Annotated in this window: 12 protein-coding genes and 3 tRNA genes; 6 read left to right on the forward strand and 9 right to left on the reverse strand. The window is 61.6% G+C overall.

What is annotated here, in order from left to right; all coding sequences use genetic code 11:
* Positions 1 to 28 precede the first annotated feature (28 nt).
* The gene (gene gap, locus AC3EC3_RS04480) at positions 29 to 1,036 is read right to left on the reverse strand and encodes a type I glyceraldehyde-3-phosphate dehydrogenase (protein WP_488488448.1); all 1,008 of its coding nucleotides are present in this window, start codon (positions 1,034 to 1,036) and stop codon (positions 29 to 31) included.
* Between the two features lie 25 nt (positions 1,037 to 1,061).
* Positions 1,062 to 3,047: a transketolase gene (gene tkt, locus AC3EC3_RS04485; protein ID WP_488488449.1), complete on the reverse strand. Its 1,986-nt coding sequence runs from the start codon at positions 3,045 to 3,047 to the stop codon at positions 1,062 to 1,064.
* Positions 3,048 to 3,311: 264 nt separating this feature from the next.
* On the opposite strand from tkt, the gene AC3EC3_RS04490 reads away from it, so the two are divergent.
* The 4 genes from AC3EC3_RS04490 to AC3EC3_RS04505 all read left to right on the forward strand — a co-directional run bounded on the left by AC3EC3_RS04490 (position 3,312) and on the right by AC3EC3_RS04505 (position 4,904).
* Complete coding sequence (locus tag AC3EC3_RS04490; protein ID WP_488488450.1) at positions 3,312 to 3,512, forward strand: hypothetical protein; 201 nt, start codon at positions 3,312 to 3,314, stop codon at positions 3,510 to 3,512.
* Between the two features lie 10 nt (positions 3,513 to 3,522).
* Complete coding sequence (locus tag AC3EC3_RS04495) at positions 3,523 to 3,885, forward strand: cell division protein ZapA (protein ID WP_488488451.1); 363 nt, start codon at positions 3,523 to 3,525, stop codon at positions 3,883 to 3,885.
* Positions 3,886 to 4,054: 169 nt separating this feature from the next.
* Positions 4,055 to 4,687, forward strand: coding sequence for a 5-formyltetrahydrofolate cyclo-ligase (locus AC3EC3_RS04500; protein WP_488488452.1), 633 nt, complete (start codon positions 4,055 to 4,057; stop codon positions 4,685 to 4,687).
* A 1-nt stretch (position 4,688) separates the two neighbouring features.
* On the forward strand, positions 4,689 to 4,904 hold the full coding sequence (locus tag AC3EC3_RS04505) for a DUF2842 domain-containing protein (RefSeq protein WP_488488453.1): 216 nt from the start codon (positions 4,689 to 4,691) through the stop codon (positions 4,902 to 4,904).
* A 96-nt stretch (positions 4,905 to 5,000) separates the two neighbouring features.
* Here the strand turns inward: AC3EC3_RS04505 and AC3EC3_RS04510 are convergent.
* From AC3EC3_RS04510 to thyA, 7 genes are all read right to left on the reverse strand, one after another.
* Positions 5,001 to 5,077: transfer RNA gene (locus tag AC3EC3_RS04510), tRNA-Asp, on the reverse strand.
* Positions 5,078 to 5,149: 72 nt separating this feature from the next.
* Positions 5,150 to 5,226, reverse strand: a tRNA-Asp gene (locus tag AC3EC3_RS04515).
* A gap of 130 nt (positions 5,227 to 5,356) precedes the next feature.
* Positions 5,357 to 5,941, reverse strand: coding sequence for a YdeI/OmpD-associated family protein (locus AC3EC3_RS04520; protein ID WP_488488454.1), 585 nt, complete (start codon positions 5,939 to 5,941; stop codon positions 5,357 to 5,359).
* 11 nt (positions 5,942 to 5,952) lie between these two features.
* On the reverse strand, positions 5,953 to 7,239 hold the full coding sequence (locus tag AC3EC3_RS04525) for a dihydrolipoamide acetyltransferase family protein (RefSeq protein WP_488488455.1): 1,287 nt from the start codon (positions 7,237 to 7,239) through the stop codon (positions 5,953 to 5,955).
* 4 nt (positions 7,240 to 7,243) lie between these two features.
* On the reverse strand, positions 7,244 to 8,296 hold the full coding sequence (locus AC3EC3_RS04530) for an alpha-ketoacid dehydrogenase subunit beta (RefSeq protein ID WP_488488456.1): 1,053 nt from the start codon (positions 8,294 to 8,296) through the stop codon (positions 7,244 to 7,246).
* Positions 8,293 to 9,642 (reverse strand): thiamine pyrophosphate-dependent enzyme, encoded by a 1,350-nt coding sequence (locus AC3EC3_RS04535; protein WP_488488457.1) that lies wholly within the window; start codon positions 9,640 to 9,642, stop codon positions 8,293 to 8,295. Before AC3EC3_RS04535 ends, AC3EC3_RS04530 begins: the two co-directional genes overlap by 4 nt.
* A gap of 127 nt (positions 9,643 to 9,769) precedes the next feature.
* Positions 9,770 to 10,750, reverse strand: coding sequence for a thymidylate synthase (gene thyA, locus AC3EC3_RS04540; RefSeq protein WP_488488458.1), 981 nt, complete (start codon positions 10,748 to 10,750; stop codon positions 9,770 to 9,772).
* Positions 10,751 to 10,944: 194 nt separating this feature from the next.
* Here thyA and AC3EC3_RS04545 point away from each other — a divergent pair.
* Both AC3EC3_RS04545 and AC3EC3_RS04550 read left to right on the forward strand, forming a co-directional pair.
* Positions 10,945 to 11,021, forward strand: a tRNA-Pro gene (locus AC3EC3_RS04545).
* A gap of 954 nt (positions 11,022 to 11,975) precedes the next feature.
* A complete protein-coding gene (locus tag AC3EC3_RS04550) occupies positions 11,976 to 14,657 on the forward strand; it encodes a TonB-dependent receptor plug domain-containing protein (RefSeq protein ID WP_488488459.1) in 2,682 nt (893 codons plus the stop codon).
* Positions 14,658 to 14,854: the final 197 nt, after the last annotated feature.

Below are 14,854 nucleotides of genomic sequence, written 5' to 3' on the forward strand. Positions count from 1 at the left end.
TGCAGCTTGATCGAAAGGCGTCAGCCGATCAGAGGAACTTCGCCATCACGCCGGCGGTGTCCACCATGCGGTTCGAGAAGCCCCACTCGTTGTCGTACCACGACAGGACGCGGACCAGCTTGCCTTCGAGTACGGCGGTTTCGAGGCTGTCGATGGTCGACGAATGCGAATCGTGGTTGAAGTCGATCGAGACCAGCGGCTCCTCGGTGTAGCCGAGCACGCCCTTGAGTTCGCCTTCCGCGGCGGCCTTGAGCAGCGCGTTGACTTCCTCGGCGGTGGTGTCGCGCGAGGGCACGAAGGTCAGATCGACGACCGAGACGTTCGGGGTCGGCACGCGGATCGAGGAACCGTCGAGCTTGCCCTTGAGGTCGGGGAGCACGAGGCCGACGGCAACGGCGGCGCCGGTGCTGGTGGGGATCATGTTCATCGCGGCAGCGCGGGCGCGACGCGGATCCTTGTGGATCTGGTCAAGGATCTTCTGGTCGTTGGTGTACGAGTGGATCGTGGTCATCAGGCCACGCTCGATACCGATCGCCTCATGCAGAACCTTGGCGAACGGCGCCAGGCAGTTCGTGGTGCACGATGCGTTCGACACGACGAGGTGATCGGCGGTCAGCACCTCATGGTTCACACCATAGACGACGGTCAGGTCGACGCCCTTGGCGGGCGCCGAGATGAGCACGCGCTTGGCGCCTGCGCTGATGTGCTTCGAAGCGCTGTCCTTGTCGACGAAGAAGCCGGTGCACTCAAGCGCGATGTCGATGCCGTTCTCGGCGTGCGGCAGGTTCGCCGGATCACGCTCGGCGGTCACCTTGATGCGCTTGCCGTTCACGATCAGGTCGCTGCCGTCCACTTCCACCGAACCGGAGAAAGTGCCGTGAACGCTGTCACGCTTGAACAGGAGAGCGTTCGCCTCGGCATCGGCCAGATCGTTGATCGAAACCAGTTCGAGGTCGTGGTCGGTACGCTCCAGAATGGCGCGGGCGACATTGCGCCCGATACGTCCGAAACCATTGATCGCAACCTTGGTCGCCATGTCCTTCTCCTTGTTTTAGCTAAACTTAGCCGAGCTTGTTGAGAATCTGCGGAATGATCGCCTCGACGCTGAAGCCGAAGCGCTTGAACAGTTCGCCCGCCGGTGCCGAAGCGCCGAAGCGGTCGAGGCCGATATTGAGGCCGCCGCCCAGGCTCGCGCCGGTGAAGCGCTGCCATCCCATCGTCGTGCCCGCCTCGATCGAGACCTTGAGGATCGCCGGATCGTTGGGGAGGATTTCGGCCTGGTAGGCTTCGTCCTGTGCCGCGAAACGCTCCATCGAGGGCATCGAGACGACATCGGCACCGATGCCCTGCGCTTCGAGCGCCTCACGCACATTGATCGCCAGTTCGACTTCCGAACCGGTGGCAATCAGGATCACCTTGCGTGCGGCTTCTGCCGCCTTGAGCGTGTAGGCACCCTTGGCCGAGAGCATCTCGCCCGACTTGCGAAGCTGCGGCAGGTTCTGGCGGGTCAGCGCGAGCACCGAAGGGGTGCTTTCGCTCTGCAGCGCCAGCATCCAGCACTCGGCGGTTTCGATCACGTCTGCCGGGCGGAACACCTGCAGGTTCGGGATCAGGCGCATCGACATGACATGCTCGACCGGCTGATGGGTCGGACCGTCTTCGCCGAGACCGATCGAATCATGGGTCAGCACGTAGATCGAACGGATCTGCTGGAGCGCGGCCATGCGGATGGCATTGCGGCAGTAGTCCGAGAAGATGAGGAAGGTACCGCCATAGGGGATCACGCCGCCGTGCAGCGCCATGCCGTTCAGAGCCGCGGACATGCCGAATTCGCGAATGCCGTAATAGACATAGCGACCGGCGTAGTCGTCGGGCGTGAACGGCGCCTGGCACTTGGCCTTGGTGTTGTTCGAGCCGGTCAGGTCAGCCGAGCCGCCGACCATTTCGGGCATCAGCGGCGCCAGCACGTTGAGCGCGTTTTCCGAAGCCTTGCGGGTGGCAACCTTGCTGTCGCCTTCCAGCCAGCCAGCAAACGTCTTCGAGGCTTCCTCGACGTTGGTCAGTTCGCCCGCCATGCGGCGCTCGAACTCGACCTTGTCGGCGCTGGCATCGAGGCGTGCGGTCCACTCCGCGTGAAGCTTGGCGCCCTTTTCGCCCAGCGAGCGCCAGTCGGCGAGGATTTCGGCGGGAACCTCGAACGGCGCCGAGGTCCAGCCCAGATATTCGCGCGCAGCGGCGACTTCGGCATCGCCGAGCGCGGCGCCGTGAACGTCATGGCCGCCCTGCTTGTTGGGGGCACCCTTGCCGATCACCGTGCGGCAGGCGACGAGCGAGGGCTTGTCGCTGGCAGCCGCTTCGGCGAGCGCACGCTCGATATCGGCGAAGTCATGCCCATCGCACGAGAACACGTCCCAGCCCGAAGCGCGATAACGCGCGGCGATGTCCTCGCTGGTCGACAGCGAGGTGTCGCCGTCGATGGTGATGCGGTTGTCGTCCCACAGAACCTTGAGGTTCGCGAGCTTGAGCGTACCAGCAAGGCCCACAGCCTCGTGGTTGATGCCTTCCATCAGGCAGCCGTCGCCGGCAATCACCCAGGTGCGGTGATCGACCAGATCGCTGCCAAACGTCGCGTTCAGCTGGCGCTCTGCCATCGCCATGCCGACCGCCATCGCGAAGCCCTGACCCAGCGGGCCGGTGGTGCACTCGACACCCGGGATCAGGAAGTTTTCGGGATGGCCGGCGCAGACCGAGCCGGTCTGGCGGAAGTTGCGGATGTCATCCATCGTCGGGCTGGCATAGCCGGTCAGGTGGAGCAGCGAGTAGATCAGCATCGAGCCATGGCCCGCCGACAGCACGAAGCGATCGCGGTCGGCCCACTTGGGCGCGGTCGGATCGAACTTCAGGAACTTCGAGAACAGCACGGTAGCAACATCGGCCATGCCCATGGGCATGCCGGGATGGCCGCTGTTGGCTGCCTGCACGGCATCCATCGACAGGGCCCGGATGGCGTTCGCCATCGGCGCGAGACGGTCGGTGGTAAGGGTCATGGGAAGCTCCGGAAAAATACGGGACCGACCAGGCTTGACCGGTGGGCCGATCGGATACCTGTCCGGGCGATTCGATACGTTGCGGCCTCCCTTTAGGGAGCGGCGGGCGTGCGTCAAGTTCGCCTCCCGCGAGCCCTGCCCTGACGTAGGGCATGATGCGCTTACCGCAAGACGAAATTCGCCCGATTGTGCACACGGTTCGACACTTGAATGCGCGATGCCCGGTTGCCACTTGGGGGCGCGGAGGGATACCGACTTATGACAATGACAACCGATCCCCAGAACAATCTGCCTGTGAACAGTCTGCTCGACCGCATCGAGAGCGCGCTGGCCCGCGTCGAAGCCGCCTGCGAAACAGCCGCGCGCGATGCCGACCATATTCGGGGGCGCCACAAGCGCTTGCGCGAAACCGTGAAAGGCTCGCTGCGCGATCTCGAAACGCTGATGACCGCGCCCAAGGACTGAGGGACAGACCATGACCAACATCACCGTCACCATCGCCGCGCGCAAATATTCGTTGGCCTGCGATCCCGAGGACCAGCCCCATGTCGAGATGCTGGCGGGCATGATCGACGAGCGCCTCGCGATGCTGGGAGTCAAGGGTCAGACCGAGGCACGCTCGATGCTCTATGCCGCGTTGTTTCTCGCGGACGAGCTATGCAAGGCAAATGCAGGAAATGCACAGGGAGCGCCGGAACCGGTTTCCGAACCGACCAAACAGAATGTGCCCGCGTTTCCGTCCGAAATCGGGGCGGAAATCGAGAAGCGCCTCGGCGGAATTGCGACACGCATCGAAAATCTTGCAGACCTTCTTGAGCACGACACACAGAACGCCTAGATAGGGCCTCGACGGGATCTGCCCGGTACGATCCGCGAACATCCCTGAGGCTATAAGCAATCCAAAGGGGGCTGTCCCTGCCCGGGCCACTATTTCGCATAGAGGCCCGATGTACATGGTCCCCACCTGACGTTGAGGCGTCAGAGGATTTCAATCGGAAAACGACCCCATGGTGGACCCGTCACCCCCCATTTCCCTTGCGGACGAAAAGACCGCGCTGCGGCGCGAATTTCGCGCTGTGCGCAAAGCGCATGTCGAGGCGCTGCCACAGAACCTGCGGGCGCTGATCCTGAATCGCCCGCCTGCGCCTGTCGCAGCGATGATCCCGCATGGGGCCGTAGTCGGTCTCTATTATCCCGTCGGTGCAGAAGCACCCGCGCTCGGTTGGGCACGCTGGCTCTCCGAAAACGGCCGCACGGTCGCCCTGCCCGCCTTCGCCGATCGTGACTGCGCGATGACCTTCCGCATCTGGGACGATGCGTTCGATGAAGAATTGCTGGAACCCTCCCCCTGGGGCGGCGCGTTGCAGCCCGGTGTTGAGGCAGAGGAGGTTGTACCGTCAGCGGTAGTCATGCCCCTCGTTGCTTTCACTCCGTCAGGTGCACGCCTCGGACAAGGCGGCGGTCATTACGACCGCTGGCTGAGCGAGCACCCCGATGCGCTTGCGATCGGGCTTGCCTGGGATGTGCAGCAGGCAGAGGCCCTGCCCATCGAACCGCATGACCGCCCGCTGGCCGCGATCGTGACGCCGACCCGCATTCATGAGCCCGCCCCGTCTTCTTTGACAGACCAGAGCGCCTGACATGCGAGAGATGCCCACCTGGCGTATTCCGGTGGGCGTTCTGGCGCTGTGCGGCGGGCTGGCGATCTATGCCCTGCTGATCGCGCGCTATCTCGCACCGGCAATCGCTGGCTGGCCCTCACTGGCACAGGCGCCGGTCTATCTGGTGCTGGGTGTGGTGTGGCTGGTGCCCTTGCGCCGCTTCCTGATCTGGATGGAAACCGGGCGCATGCAGTAGGATTGGGAGCATCTGCCAGCGTAAGTTGGGCAAAGAAAAAGGCCGGGTTTCCCCGGCCTTCTTTTCGCTTCTCATGGCGCTACTTTCCGAAGAAAGTGGCGCGAGTGACGGGGCTCGAACCCGCGACCTCCGGCGTGACAGGCCGGCACTCTAACCAACTGAGCTACACCCGCGCAGCCCTGAAGACAAAACGGCGAACCGTTAAGGTCTACAGTGAGCTTCGCAGTGGAAGCGCTTTTCCCAAGTGGCGCGAGTGACGGGGCTCGAACCCGCGACCTCCGGCGTGACAGGCCGGCACTCTAACCAACTGAGCTACACCCGCTTTAGAAGCGTTGCGTCCGCTTGGGAGACGCGCCTCTAGGCCAGCACCGATGGGCTGTCAACGACCCTTGCGCACAGGATGAAAGATTTTTGCCATCTTATCCATCAAGCTTCAGAGAAATAACGGAAAATCACCGTTTTTCATATTTCCAGTTGCGCCTTTTTCCCTCTGCGATCCATACCGTAGCCTCAGCCATGCGCCGCTCTCGGGTGGCTTGCGTCCTGGCCTCGGTGATCCATTCGAGATAATCCCTGCGTGCCGAGGTCGAGAACCCTGCAAAAACCTGCGCGGCAGCAGGAACGGCGTTCAACGCGGCGGCGAAATCGTCCGGCATGGGGATTTCCGCCCTGGGCGCGCGAGTGGCAGGGCGCTTCGCCGCAGTGCCGGTTTCCACGATACGCGAAGCAGCGTCCTGGAGGCGCCGGTTGAGGATCGAATCGTCGGGCAGGTCTTCCAGCTTCGTGATTTTGCCGAATTGCCCCATCGCATCCCCCTGCCGCCCCTCGCCATGAATGACGAACGTGCAGTGCGCTTTGAACGCGGCCATTCCGGCAAGGTTCTTTCCGGCTAGCGTGAAGTGCGGCATGCCCCACTTGATCGCCTCCTCGCAGCCGGGAAGCGCCTTATGGCACAGCTCGCGCAGATGGGTCAGGATCGGACGGGCAAAGTCGGACGCCCCGGCGATATAGTCATCAATCCGCGCGTCTTGCCCCATCTGTCCTGCCTCTATCCTGCGAGTATCACTGCCGGCGCCTCGATCAGCTTTTTCAGATCCTGCGCGAAGCTGGCGGCATCCCAGCCGTCTACCACACGGTGATCGCAGCTCATCGAGATATTCATCAGCTTGCGTCGCTCGATTCGCTCCACACCGCTCGCATCGCGAACGAACATCGGCCGCTCGACAATGCGGTTCGGCCCGATGATCGCAACTTCGGGCCGGTTGATGACTGGGGTGGTCGCCACCCCACCCATCGGCCCAAGCGAGGTCAGGGTAAGCGTAGAGCCCGAAAGCTCGGACGGTTTCGCGGAGCCATCGCGAGCAGCCTGCGCCAGTCGCCCAATTTCGGCGGAGAGTTGCCATAGGTTGCGCGCCTGAGCATCACGCAGCACCGGCACCATCAGGCCTCCCGGTGTCTGCGTGGCGATACCGATATGCACGGAACCAAAGCGCGTCACCACGCCTGCCTCGTCATCGTAATGGGCATTGAGCATCGGATAGCGCGGCACCAGCCGACAGATCGCCGCGATCAGGAACGGCAGCATGGTCAGCTTCGGGCGATCTCCGCGCCCGGCATTCAACTGCGCGCGCGTCTCCTCCAGCGCGGTGACGTCGTACTCCTCGACATAGGAAAAGTGCGGGATCGCGCGTTTGGAGGCCGCCATGTTTTCGGCGATGCGGCGGCGCAGGCCGATCACGCGGACCTGCTCGTCCACGCCCTTTGTGCCCACCGACTGAAAGCCGCCTGCGGCATTGTAGGAGAGGAACGCATCGAGATCGCCATGGCGCACGCGGCCATCCTCGGCAGGGCGCACTTCGGCAAGATCGATGCCGAGATCCTTCGCGCGCTGGCGCACGGCAGGGCTGGCGAGAACCTTGTCCCTCGTTCGGGCCGGAGCAGGCGTTGCGGCGCGGGCTTCGACAGGCTCGGTCTGAGCGGGGGCCGGGGTATCGGGTGTCTCGGGAACTGGTGCCGCAATCGTCGGTTTCGCCGTGCTCGCAGATGCCTCCCCGGTCGCAGCGGGAGGTGCCGCTTGTACAGCGCCACCCTCGCCTTCCATTTCGATCACTACCAGCGTCGAGCCGATGGCAATCGTATCGCCCGCTTCGCCTGCAACTTCGACGACCACGCCTGACACCGGGCTCTCCATCTCGATGGTGGCCTTGTCGGTCATCATGTCGGCGATGCGCGCATCTTCCTCGATCCGGTCGCCCACCGCAACGTGCCAGGCAACGATCTCGGCCTGGGCGATGCCTTCGCCAATATCGGGCAGGCGGAATGTGTAGCGTGCCATGCGATCAGTCCTGCAAGAGCCGGTCGAGCGCTTCGCCGATGCGCACGGGGCCGGGGAAATAGGCCCATTCCAGACTGTGGGGGTACGGCGTGTCGAAACCGGTAACGCGCTCGACCGGCGCTTCGAGGTGATAGAAACAGCGCTCCTGCACCAGGGCGCTCAGTTCCGCGCCGAAGCCGGAGGTTCGGGTGGCCTCGTGTATCACCAGACATTTCCCCGTCTTCTTCACAGAGTTTTCCACAGCCTCGATATCGAGCGGGACCAGCGTGCGAAGGTCAAGGATATCCGCATCGATACCGCGTTCGGCCAACACCGCCTCGGCGACATGGACCATCGTGCCATAGGTCAGCACCGTCAGGTCTGCGCCTTCCCGCACCTTGCGCGCCTTGCCGAGCGGAATGGAATAGTACCCTTCCGGCACCAGCCCGTCGGGATGCCCTTTCCAGCTTTTCGAGGGGTGGTCGTAATAGCCGTCGAACGGGCCGTTATAGATGCGCTTGGGCTCGAAGAAGATCACCGGATCGTTATCCTCGATCGCGGCGATCAGCAGACCCTTGGCATCGTGCGGCGTCGCCGGGATCACCGTCTTGAGCCCGGCGACATGCGTAAACAGCGCCTCAGGGCTCTGGCTATGTGTCTGCCCGCCGAAAATGCCGCCGCCGAAGGGCGAGCGCACGGTCAGCGGCGCCACGAATTCCCCCGCCGAACGATAGCGCAGGCGCGCCGCCTCGGAGATCAGCTGGTCGAGCCCCGGATAGATATAGTCCGCGAACTGGATCTCGGGCACCGGGCGCAGGCCATAGGCGGCCATGCCGACCGCCGCGCCGATGATGCCGCACTCGTTGATCGGCGTATCGAATACCCGCGAGGTTCCGAAAGCTTTCTGCAAGCCTGCCGTCGCACGGAACACGCCGCCGAAATAGCCGACATCCTCTCCCATCACGATTACGTCAGGATCGCGCGACATCATGATGTGCAGGGCATCGTTGATCGCCTCGATCATGCTCATCGCGCGCACCGGCGCTTTGTAAAGGTTGACAGCGTCTTCCTCGATCATGGCGCCTCTCCCGGATGCGTGGTGTCCCAGTCGGGCCACTTGCGGCGACGTTCGCGGATCGCCTGCTCGGCCTGCTCCTCCAGATGCCAGGGCAATTCTTCGAACACGTCCTCGAACATCGTGTGGAACGGGTGGTGAAGTCCGTGGCCCAGAATACCGTTCCTCTCCGCCTCGCGTGTGGCGGCGCGGACCTCCTCGGCCAGCGCGTGGTCCATGGCCGACTGCTGCTCCAGCGACCATTCTCCCAACCCGATCAGGTGATCGCGCAGTCGGGTGACAGGATCGCCGAGCGGCCACTCCTCCCGCTCCTGCGCGGAGCGATAGGCCGTGGGATCGTCCGAGGTGGAGTGCCCTTCGGCGCGATAGGTGAAATGCTCGATGAGGGTCGGGCCATGGCCCGAGCGAGCACGGTTGGCCGCCCACTCCATCGCTGCATAGACAGCAAGAGCATCGTTCCCGTCGACGCGAAGCCCTGCGATGCCATAGCCGACCGCCCTGGCCGCAAAGGTCGCCCGCTCGCCGCCCGCAAAGCCGGAGAAACTGGAAATCGCCCACTGGTTGTTGACCACATTGAGCACGACCGGCGCATTATACACGGCTGCGAAGGTCATCGCCGCGTGGAAGTCACCCTCCGCACTCGATCCTTCGCCGAGATAGGCCGTGGCGATGCGCGTATCGCCCTTGATCGCACTGGCCATTGCCCAGCCCACTGCCTGCGGGAACTGCGTGGCAAGATTGCCGGAGATGGTGAAGAAGCCATAGTCGCGTGCCGAATACATGATCGGCAACTGGCGGCCCTTCAGCGGGTCGGCGCGATTCGAGTAGATCTGGTTGATCATCTCGACCAGCGGATAGCGACGCGCGATCAGGATGCCCTGCTGGCGATAGCTGGGGAACACCATATCGTCGTCGGCCAGTGCGAAAGCCGAGGCCACCGACACCGCCTCCTCCCCCGTGGATTTCATATAGAAGCTGGTCTTGCCCTGCCGTTGCCCACGATACATCCGATCGTCGAAGGCACGCACCAGCGCCATGGTGCGCAACATCTGGCGCAGCGTTTCGGAATCGAGCCCCGGATACCAGGGGCCGTGCGCACGGTCGTCACTACCCAGCACGCGAACCAGGCCAGAGGTCAGTGCCAGCGTGTCTGCCGCCGCGCAGCCCTCATCGGGACGAGGCAGCGCGCCGGATTCGGGAATATCGAGATAGGAATAGTCGACCGCATCGCCAGGCCGATATCGCGGCTCTGGCACATGCAGTTCCAGCGGCGGCAAATTGCCGCGCGCCTTGCGGGGCGTTCCCACCCCATGGACCGGTGTCGCATTCGGGGCCGTCGAATCGGCCATATCTGCTCTCCCATTCGGGTTCCGGGCCGAAGCATCCGGGATCGCAGAACAGGCTCCTTCTCGGGATGCGAAAATTCTACGACAAGGTCATATTATTTCACGCATGAGCAATGTCAATCGCGCACTTTCAGACGGCGACCGGCGCGGAAATGTGCCCTTGCGGCGTATAATCGCGCACTTCGAAGTCTTCGATCCGGTAATCGAAGATCGATTCGGGGCGCCGTGCAAAAGACAGGACCGGCCGCCCGGCGGGGCGTCGCGAAAGCTGCTCTTCCACCAGTGCGGCATGGTTCAGATAGAGGTGTACGTCGCCGCCCATCCACACGGCCTCTCCCGGCTCCAGATCGCATTGCTGGGCGATCATCCGGGTCAATGCCGCCAGCGACCACATGTTGAAGGCAAAGCCGAGGCCGAGATCGCAGCTGCGCTGATAGAGAATGCAGGAGAGCCGCCCGTCCGCGACATGGAACTGGTAGGTCTTGTGGCACGGGGGCAATGCCATCGTATCGAGTTCGGCGACATTCCAGCCCTCGACGATGTGACGGCGACTGCCCGGATTGGTCCGCAGCGATTCGACTACTTGCGCGATCTGGTTGATCCCCTGAGGCCGCTGCCGGAACAGCGCCTCGCCAGCGGTGGTTTCGCCAACCGCCTCATAGACCGGCCAGTCGACCCACTGCTTGCCGTAGACCGGACCAAGATCACCCCACTGCGCGGCAAAGGCTGCATCCTCGACGATCCGTTTCGAGAAATCGGCGCGCTCGATCGCCTCACCCGTTTCCCGGCGATAGCGATCGAGCGGCCAGTCGGTCCAGATCTCGACCCCCTGCGCGCAGAGCGAGCGAATATTCGTATCGCCGGTCAGAAACCAGAGCAGTTCGCGTGTGGCGGTTTTCCAGTAGACTCTTTTGGTGGTGAGCAGTGGCATGGTGCCGCCCGACAGATCGAAGCGAATCGTCGCACCGCACAACGAGCGCGTTCCCACTCCCGTACGGTCTCGCCGTTCATCACCCGATTCCCATATGCGACGCATCAGATCGAGGTACTGCTCCTCCCAATGAGGGGATTCGGCAGCGGGCTGTGGCGGGATCATGGCAGAGATGGTCATGTCTTTGGCTTACGCATTCTTGGCCGGACACGGAAGGCCTCGGCCCCCGGTTGCGTGTGACGCGCCTGCCACAGCGAGCGCATCGGCCTTTTTTCAAAGGAAATTTCGAAAGTTTATAATCGCCTCTTGCCAGCCCCGGATTCGCTATTTATAGGCGCGCTCCTGCCTCGGGCGGTTCTTACCGCTCGATCGGTCGGGGAGTAGCTCAGCCTGGTAGAGCACTGTCTTCGGGAGGCAGGGGCCGGAGGTTCGAATCCTCTCTCCCCGACCAACAAAACCCTCGGGAAACCGAGGGTTTTTTGTTGTCTGGGCTACACAGAAGCAATTCGGAATTGCGGCTTTCTCGATCCTTTGACGTGGTCGCAACGAGGCCGTGCAGATGGCGCCAAGACCCCCTATCCGTAGGCAGAATTTCCATTCCGAAAGGCCCGTTCGAGGGGGTGGTCACTCCTGCAAGCAGCACCCCAAAAAACTTTCGTCCGATGCAGAGGTATGCGCGCCCATAAGATGCGTAAGACGCAATATATCGCGAAATGACACACCACTGACAAAAAATTACATCGATTGCGTAACCGCGTGTTGACATTCGATTGCTGACCGATAGCATCGATATCAATCAAGAACACAAGGGCCCAGGGTGAGGCCTGAAGCGGCATTTTGATCGGAATGGGATGATCAATGGCCGTTATCGTTGTCGCAATTTAGAATAGACATGAGTCAGCTTATGCCCTTTTCGCAAAAGGCGATTATGGATTCGTTGATCGTTGCGTAAATCATATTTTTCTTATCAAATTTTTCGAAAATAGGGATGGCGGAAATCACATTCCGCTTCGTTCTGATAAACGAAAAACAAAAAATACATTCCATCGATGTTCCTAAAGCGAAGCCTCAGACTTTGCAGAATTTTGATATAGTATTTTTAATGCACCAACTTTGTACCAATTTCAGGAAAATACCTTCAGGAAAAATATCCTGAAATGCTCCAATATTAAGGGGTTGGAGCAAATAGGCGTCCGCGATTCAGCCAATAGGGGGGCTTTTGCGTGACGAAGTGATGGCAAAACTGAGCAATTCATCATGCGAAGAGCGGATTTTGACGCTTTCGTAGCCCCGAAAATGCGTTCTGCATTTACGGGTAAGGATGATGCGCGCTGCGATTACATAAAAATGATCGTCTCGGGGGAGGCCGACCATCATTGCAGCCATCATGGGGGCTTTAACCGAAATGCAGTACAGGGAAGCAGTTTCGCGCGCCGCGCTTGCGGTCGCGCTCGGGTTCGCAGCACAGCCTGCCTTCGCCGCAGACGCAGCATCTGGTAACGGCGCAGCCGACGAAGGTCAGGCCACCGCCGCCACGACCGCAGCCGCACCGGCAGACGCCGCAAGCGAAGGCCAGGCGATTATCGTCACCGGCACGCGCACGACGGGCATGAAAGCGGCGGATAGCCCGGCCCCGATCCAGTTGCTTAGCAACAAGGAATTGCAGCGTGTCGGCCAGCCCGACCTCGTCCAGAGCCTTGCCCAGACGCTGCCGACCATCCAGGCGCAGGCGTTCGGTTCGGACCTTCAGGCGATGAACCTGCAGATGAAACTGCGCGGCCTCTCGCCCAACCACACGCTCATCCTGATCAACGGCAAGCGACGCCACGGCACGGCCAATCTCGCGGTTTCGGGCGGTCCCTACGGTGGCGGCGCGGCGCCGGACATGAGCTTCATCCCGCCCGAAGCGATCGACCATATCGAAGTGCTGCAGGACGGTGCCGCCGCCCAGTACGGCACCGATGCCATCGCCGGTGTTATCAACATCATCCTCAAGGACGCCGATCACGGCGGTTCGATCGACGCGACCGCAGGCCAGTACATGGATGGTGGCGGCGACACCTACAGCATTGGCGCGAACTTCGGCTTCGCCCCGATCGAGAACTCGTTCGTCAACATCACGCTGCAAAAGAAGAAGAAGGGCTTCAGCTTCCGCGGCGATTATGACCCACGCGTCTACAACACCACCTCGGCGACCTCGCTGCTGACCAAGTATCCCGATACGGTCAATCAGTCGGACTACCCTTACGTCAACCGTATCGAGGGTGATCCGCAGATCGAACAGACCGTCGGCATGGTCAATGCCGGGTACAATTTCGGCGATTACCAACTCTACGCCACCGGTTCGTACGGCCACAAATATGCGCGTGCCTACGAAAACTACCGCACGCCGAGCATCGTGACCTACTCGGCCGATACGTCCGACTACGCGACAGGCACACCCTATTACCCGACCGGCTTCTCGCCGCTGGAAGCGATCAAGGAGACCGATTATTCGGTAGGCGCCGGCTTCAAGGGCCCGATGGGCGCGGGCACCTTCGATCTGGCCACGACCTACGGCAACGATTTCGTCGGTGTCTATGTCCAGAACTCGGCCAATGCCCAGTTGCTCACCGACACCGGATTCACACCGACAGAGTTCCACAACGGCGATTTCAAGTCCTCGCAGTGGGCCAATACTCTCGATCTGACCTATCCGATCGATATCGGCCTTTCCGAACCGATGACGATCGCCGGCGGTCTTGAATGGCGTCGCGATACATATGGCATCGTCGCAGGCGATCCGGCATCGTATTATGGCGCGGGCGCGCAATCCTTCTTCGGTTACGCCCCCTCCAATGCCGGCAACTATGACCGAACCAACTTCTCGCAATACCTTGATGTCAGCCTGAAACCGACCGAGAACTGGCTGGTCGATGGCGCAGTGCGCCACGAGCACTACAGCGACTTTGGCGATACCACCGTCTTCAAGCTGACCAGCCGCTACGACTTCTCGCCCATGTTCGCGATCCGCGGCACCGCCTCGACCGGTTTCCGCGCACCGACGCTGGCCGAGGAATACTATTCCGGTATCAACGTCAGCCCGACATCGGTTTCGGGCGTGTTCGCTGCGAACTCGGCCTCCACTGCGGCGCTGGGCTTCGGCAACCTCAAGCCCGAGAAGTCGACCAACCTCAGTGCGGGCATCGTCTTCACGCCCAGTTCCAGGCTGACGTTCACGCTTGATGGCTACTACATCAAGATCCGCAACCGCATCATGATTTCGAGCACGTATTACGGTTTCAGTGGTGGTTACTGCCCTGCGGGCTATTCGGGTGCGAACGCGGCAAGCTGCACGCCTTACAGCGCCGACAACTACAACATCTATAACCAGGCGGCTGTATATAACGCCGTTTCTGCGGCACTTGGCGGTAGCATCCCATCCTATGTCCTCACCAACGATGACGGCACCCGCAACCTGAGCGGTGCGGTCAGCCTGCAGACCTTCGTCAACGGCGCCGACATGACCACGACAGGTGTCGATTTTGCCGCCCACTACGACATGCCGACCAGCTTCGGCACGATCAACTGGGGTCTGTCGGCCAACTACAACGACAACAAGGTCGACAAGATCAACGCCTTGCCGTCTGCGCTGTACACCAGCACGATCAATCCTTCGGCCACCGCACTCATCAACCGTTACTCGGTCTGGCAGCTGGAGAACAGCACGCCCAAGTTCCGTTCGGTCCTCAGCGCCTACTGGGAATCGAGCCGCTTCAGCGTGAACTTCCGCGAGAACTTCTACTCGAAGGTCTCTTCGCTGGCCGCAGCGCCTGCCGGTTGCGATTGCTCGGGCGATATCGAGACCCCGGTCAAGTCGGCCTTCATCACCGACCTCGAACTGGGCTTCAAGGCCACCGACATGATCAAGTTCTCGATCGGTGCGAACAACCTGTTCAACAAGTACCCGACCAAGACGCCCAAGGAGATCCGCGACGCATATCTCAGCATCGCCTCGACCTCCTACGCCAGCAGCGTCTACCCCACCATCTCGCCCTACGGCATCAACGGTGGCTACTACTACGCTCGCGTGAACGTGAACTTCTGATCGCGCGCGTGAACTGACAGCCAGGCCGCTGCATTGCGACGAAAAATTATCGTCAGAAATGCAGCGGCCCCATGGCGGAAATCTTCGTTTCGTTCGTTTCAACAGACAGGACGGACCACTTTCACAACGCAGCAATGTACCCGACCCGATCCGGGACAGATCGGAGCGAGTTCCTGCACGCGTTCGTGATCCGCACC

It is taken from the genome of Novosphingobium sp. BAM6 (assembly GCF_057784955.1).

Coding starts and splice junctions, on each gene's coding strand:
- gap (WP_488488448.1), bottom strand. CDS start 1,036: ATGGCGACCAAGGTTGCGATCAATGGTTTCGGACGTATCGGGCGCAAT.
- tkt (WP_488488449.1), bottom strand. CDS start 3,047: ATGACCCTTACCACCGACCGTCTCGCGCCGATGGCGAACGCCATCCGG.
- AC3EC3_RS04490 (WP_488488450.1), top strand. CDS start 3,312: ATGACAACCGATCCCCAGAACAATCTGCCTGTGAACAGTCTGCTCGAC.
- AC3EC3_RS04495 (WP_488488451.1), top strand. CDS start 3,523: ATGACCAACATCACCGTCACCATCGCCGCGCGCAAATATTCGTTGGCC.
- AC3EC3_RS04500 (WP_488488452.1), top strand. CDS start 4,055: ATGGTGGACCCGTCACCCCCCATTTCCCTTGCGGACGAAAAGACCGCG.
- AC3EC3_RS04505 (WP_488488453.1), top strand. CDS start 4,689: ATGCGAGAGATGCCCACCTGGCGTATTCCGGTGGGCGTTCTGGCGCTG.
- AC3EC3_RS04520 (WP_488488454.1), bottom strand. CDS start 5,941: ATGGGGCAAGACGCGCGGATTGATGACTATATCGCCGGGGCGTCCGAC.
- AC3EC3_RS04525 (WP_488488455.1), bottom strand. CDS start 7,239: ATGGCACGCTACACATTCCGCCTGCCCGATATTGGCGAAGGCATCGCC.
- AC3EC3_RS04530 (WP_488488456.1), bottom strand. CDS start 8,296: ATGATCGAGGAAGACGCTGTCAACCTTTACAAAGCGCCGGTGCGCGCG.
- AC3EC3_RS04535 (WP_488488457.1), bottom strand. CDS start 9,642: ATGGCCGATTCGACGGCCCCGAATGCGACACCGGTCCATGGGGTGGGA.
- thyA (WP_488488458.1), bottom strand. CDS start 10,750: ATGACCATCTCTGCCATGATCCCGCCACAGCCCGCTGCCGAATCCCCT.
- AC3EC3_RS04550 (WP_488488459.1), top strand. CDS start 11,976: ATGCAGTACAGGGAAGCAGTTTCGCGCGCCGCGCTTGCGGTCGCGCTC.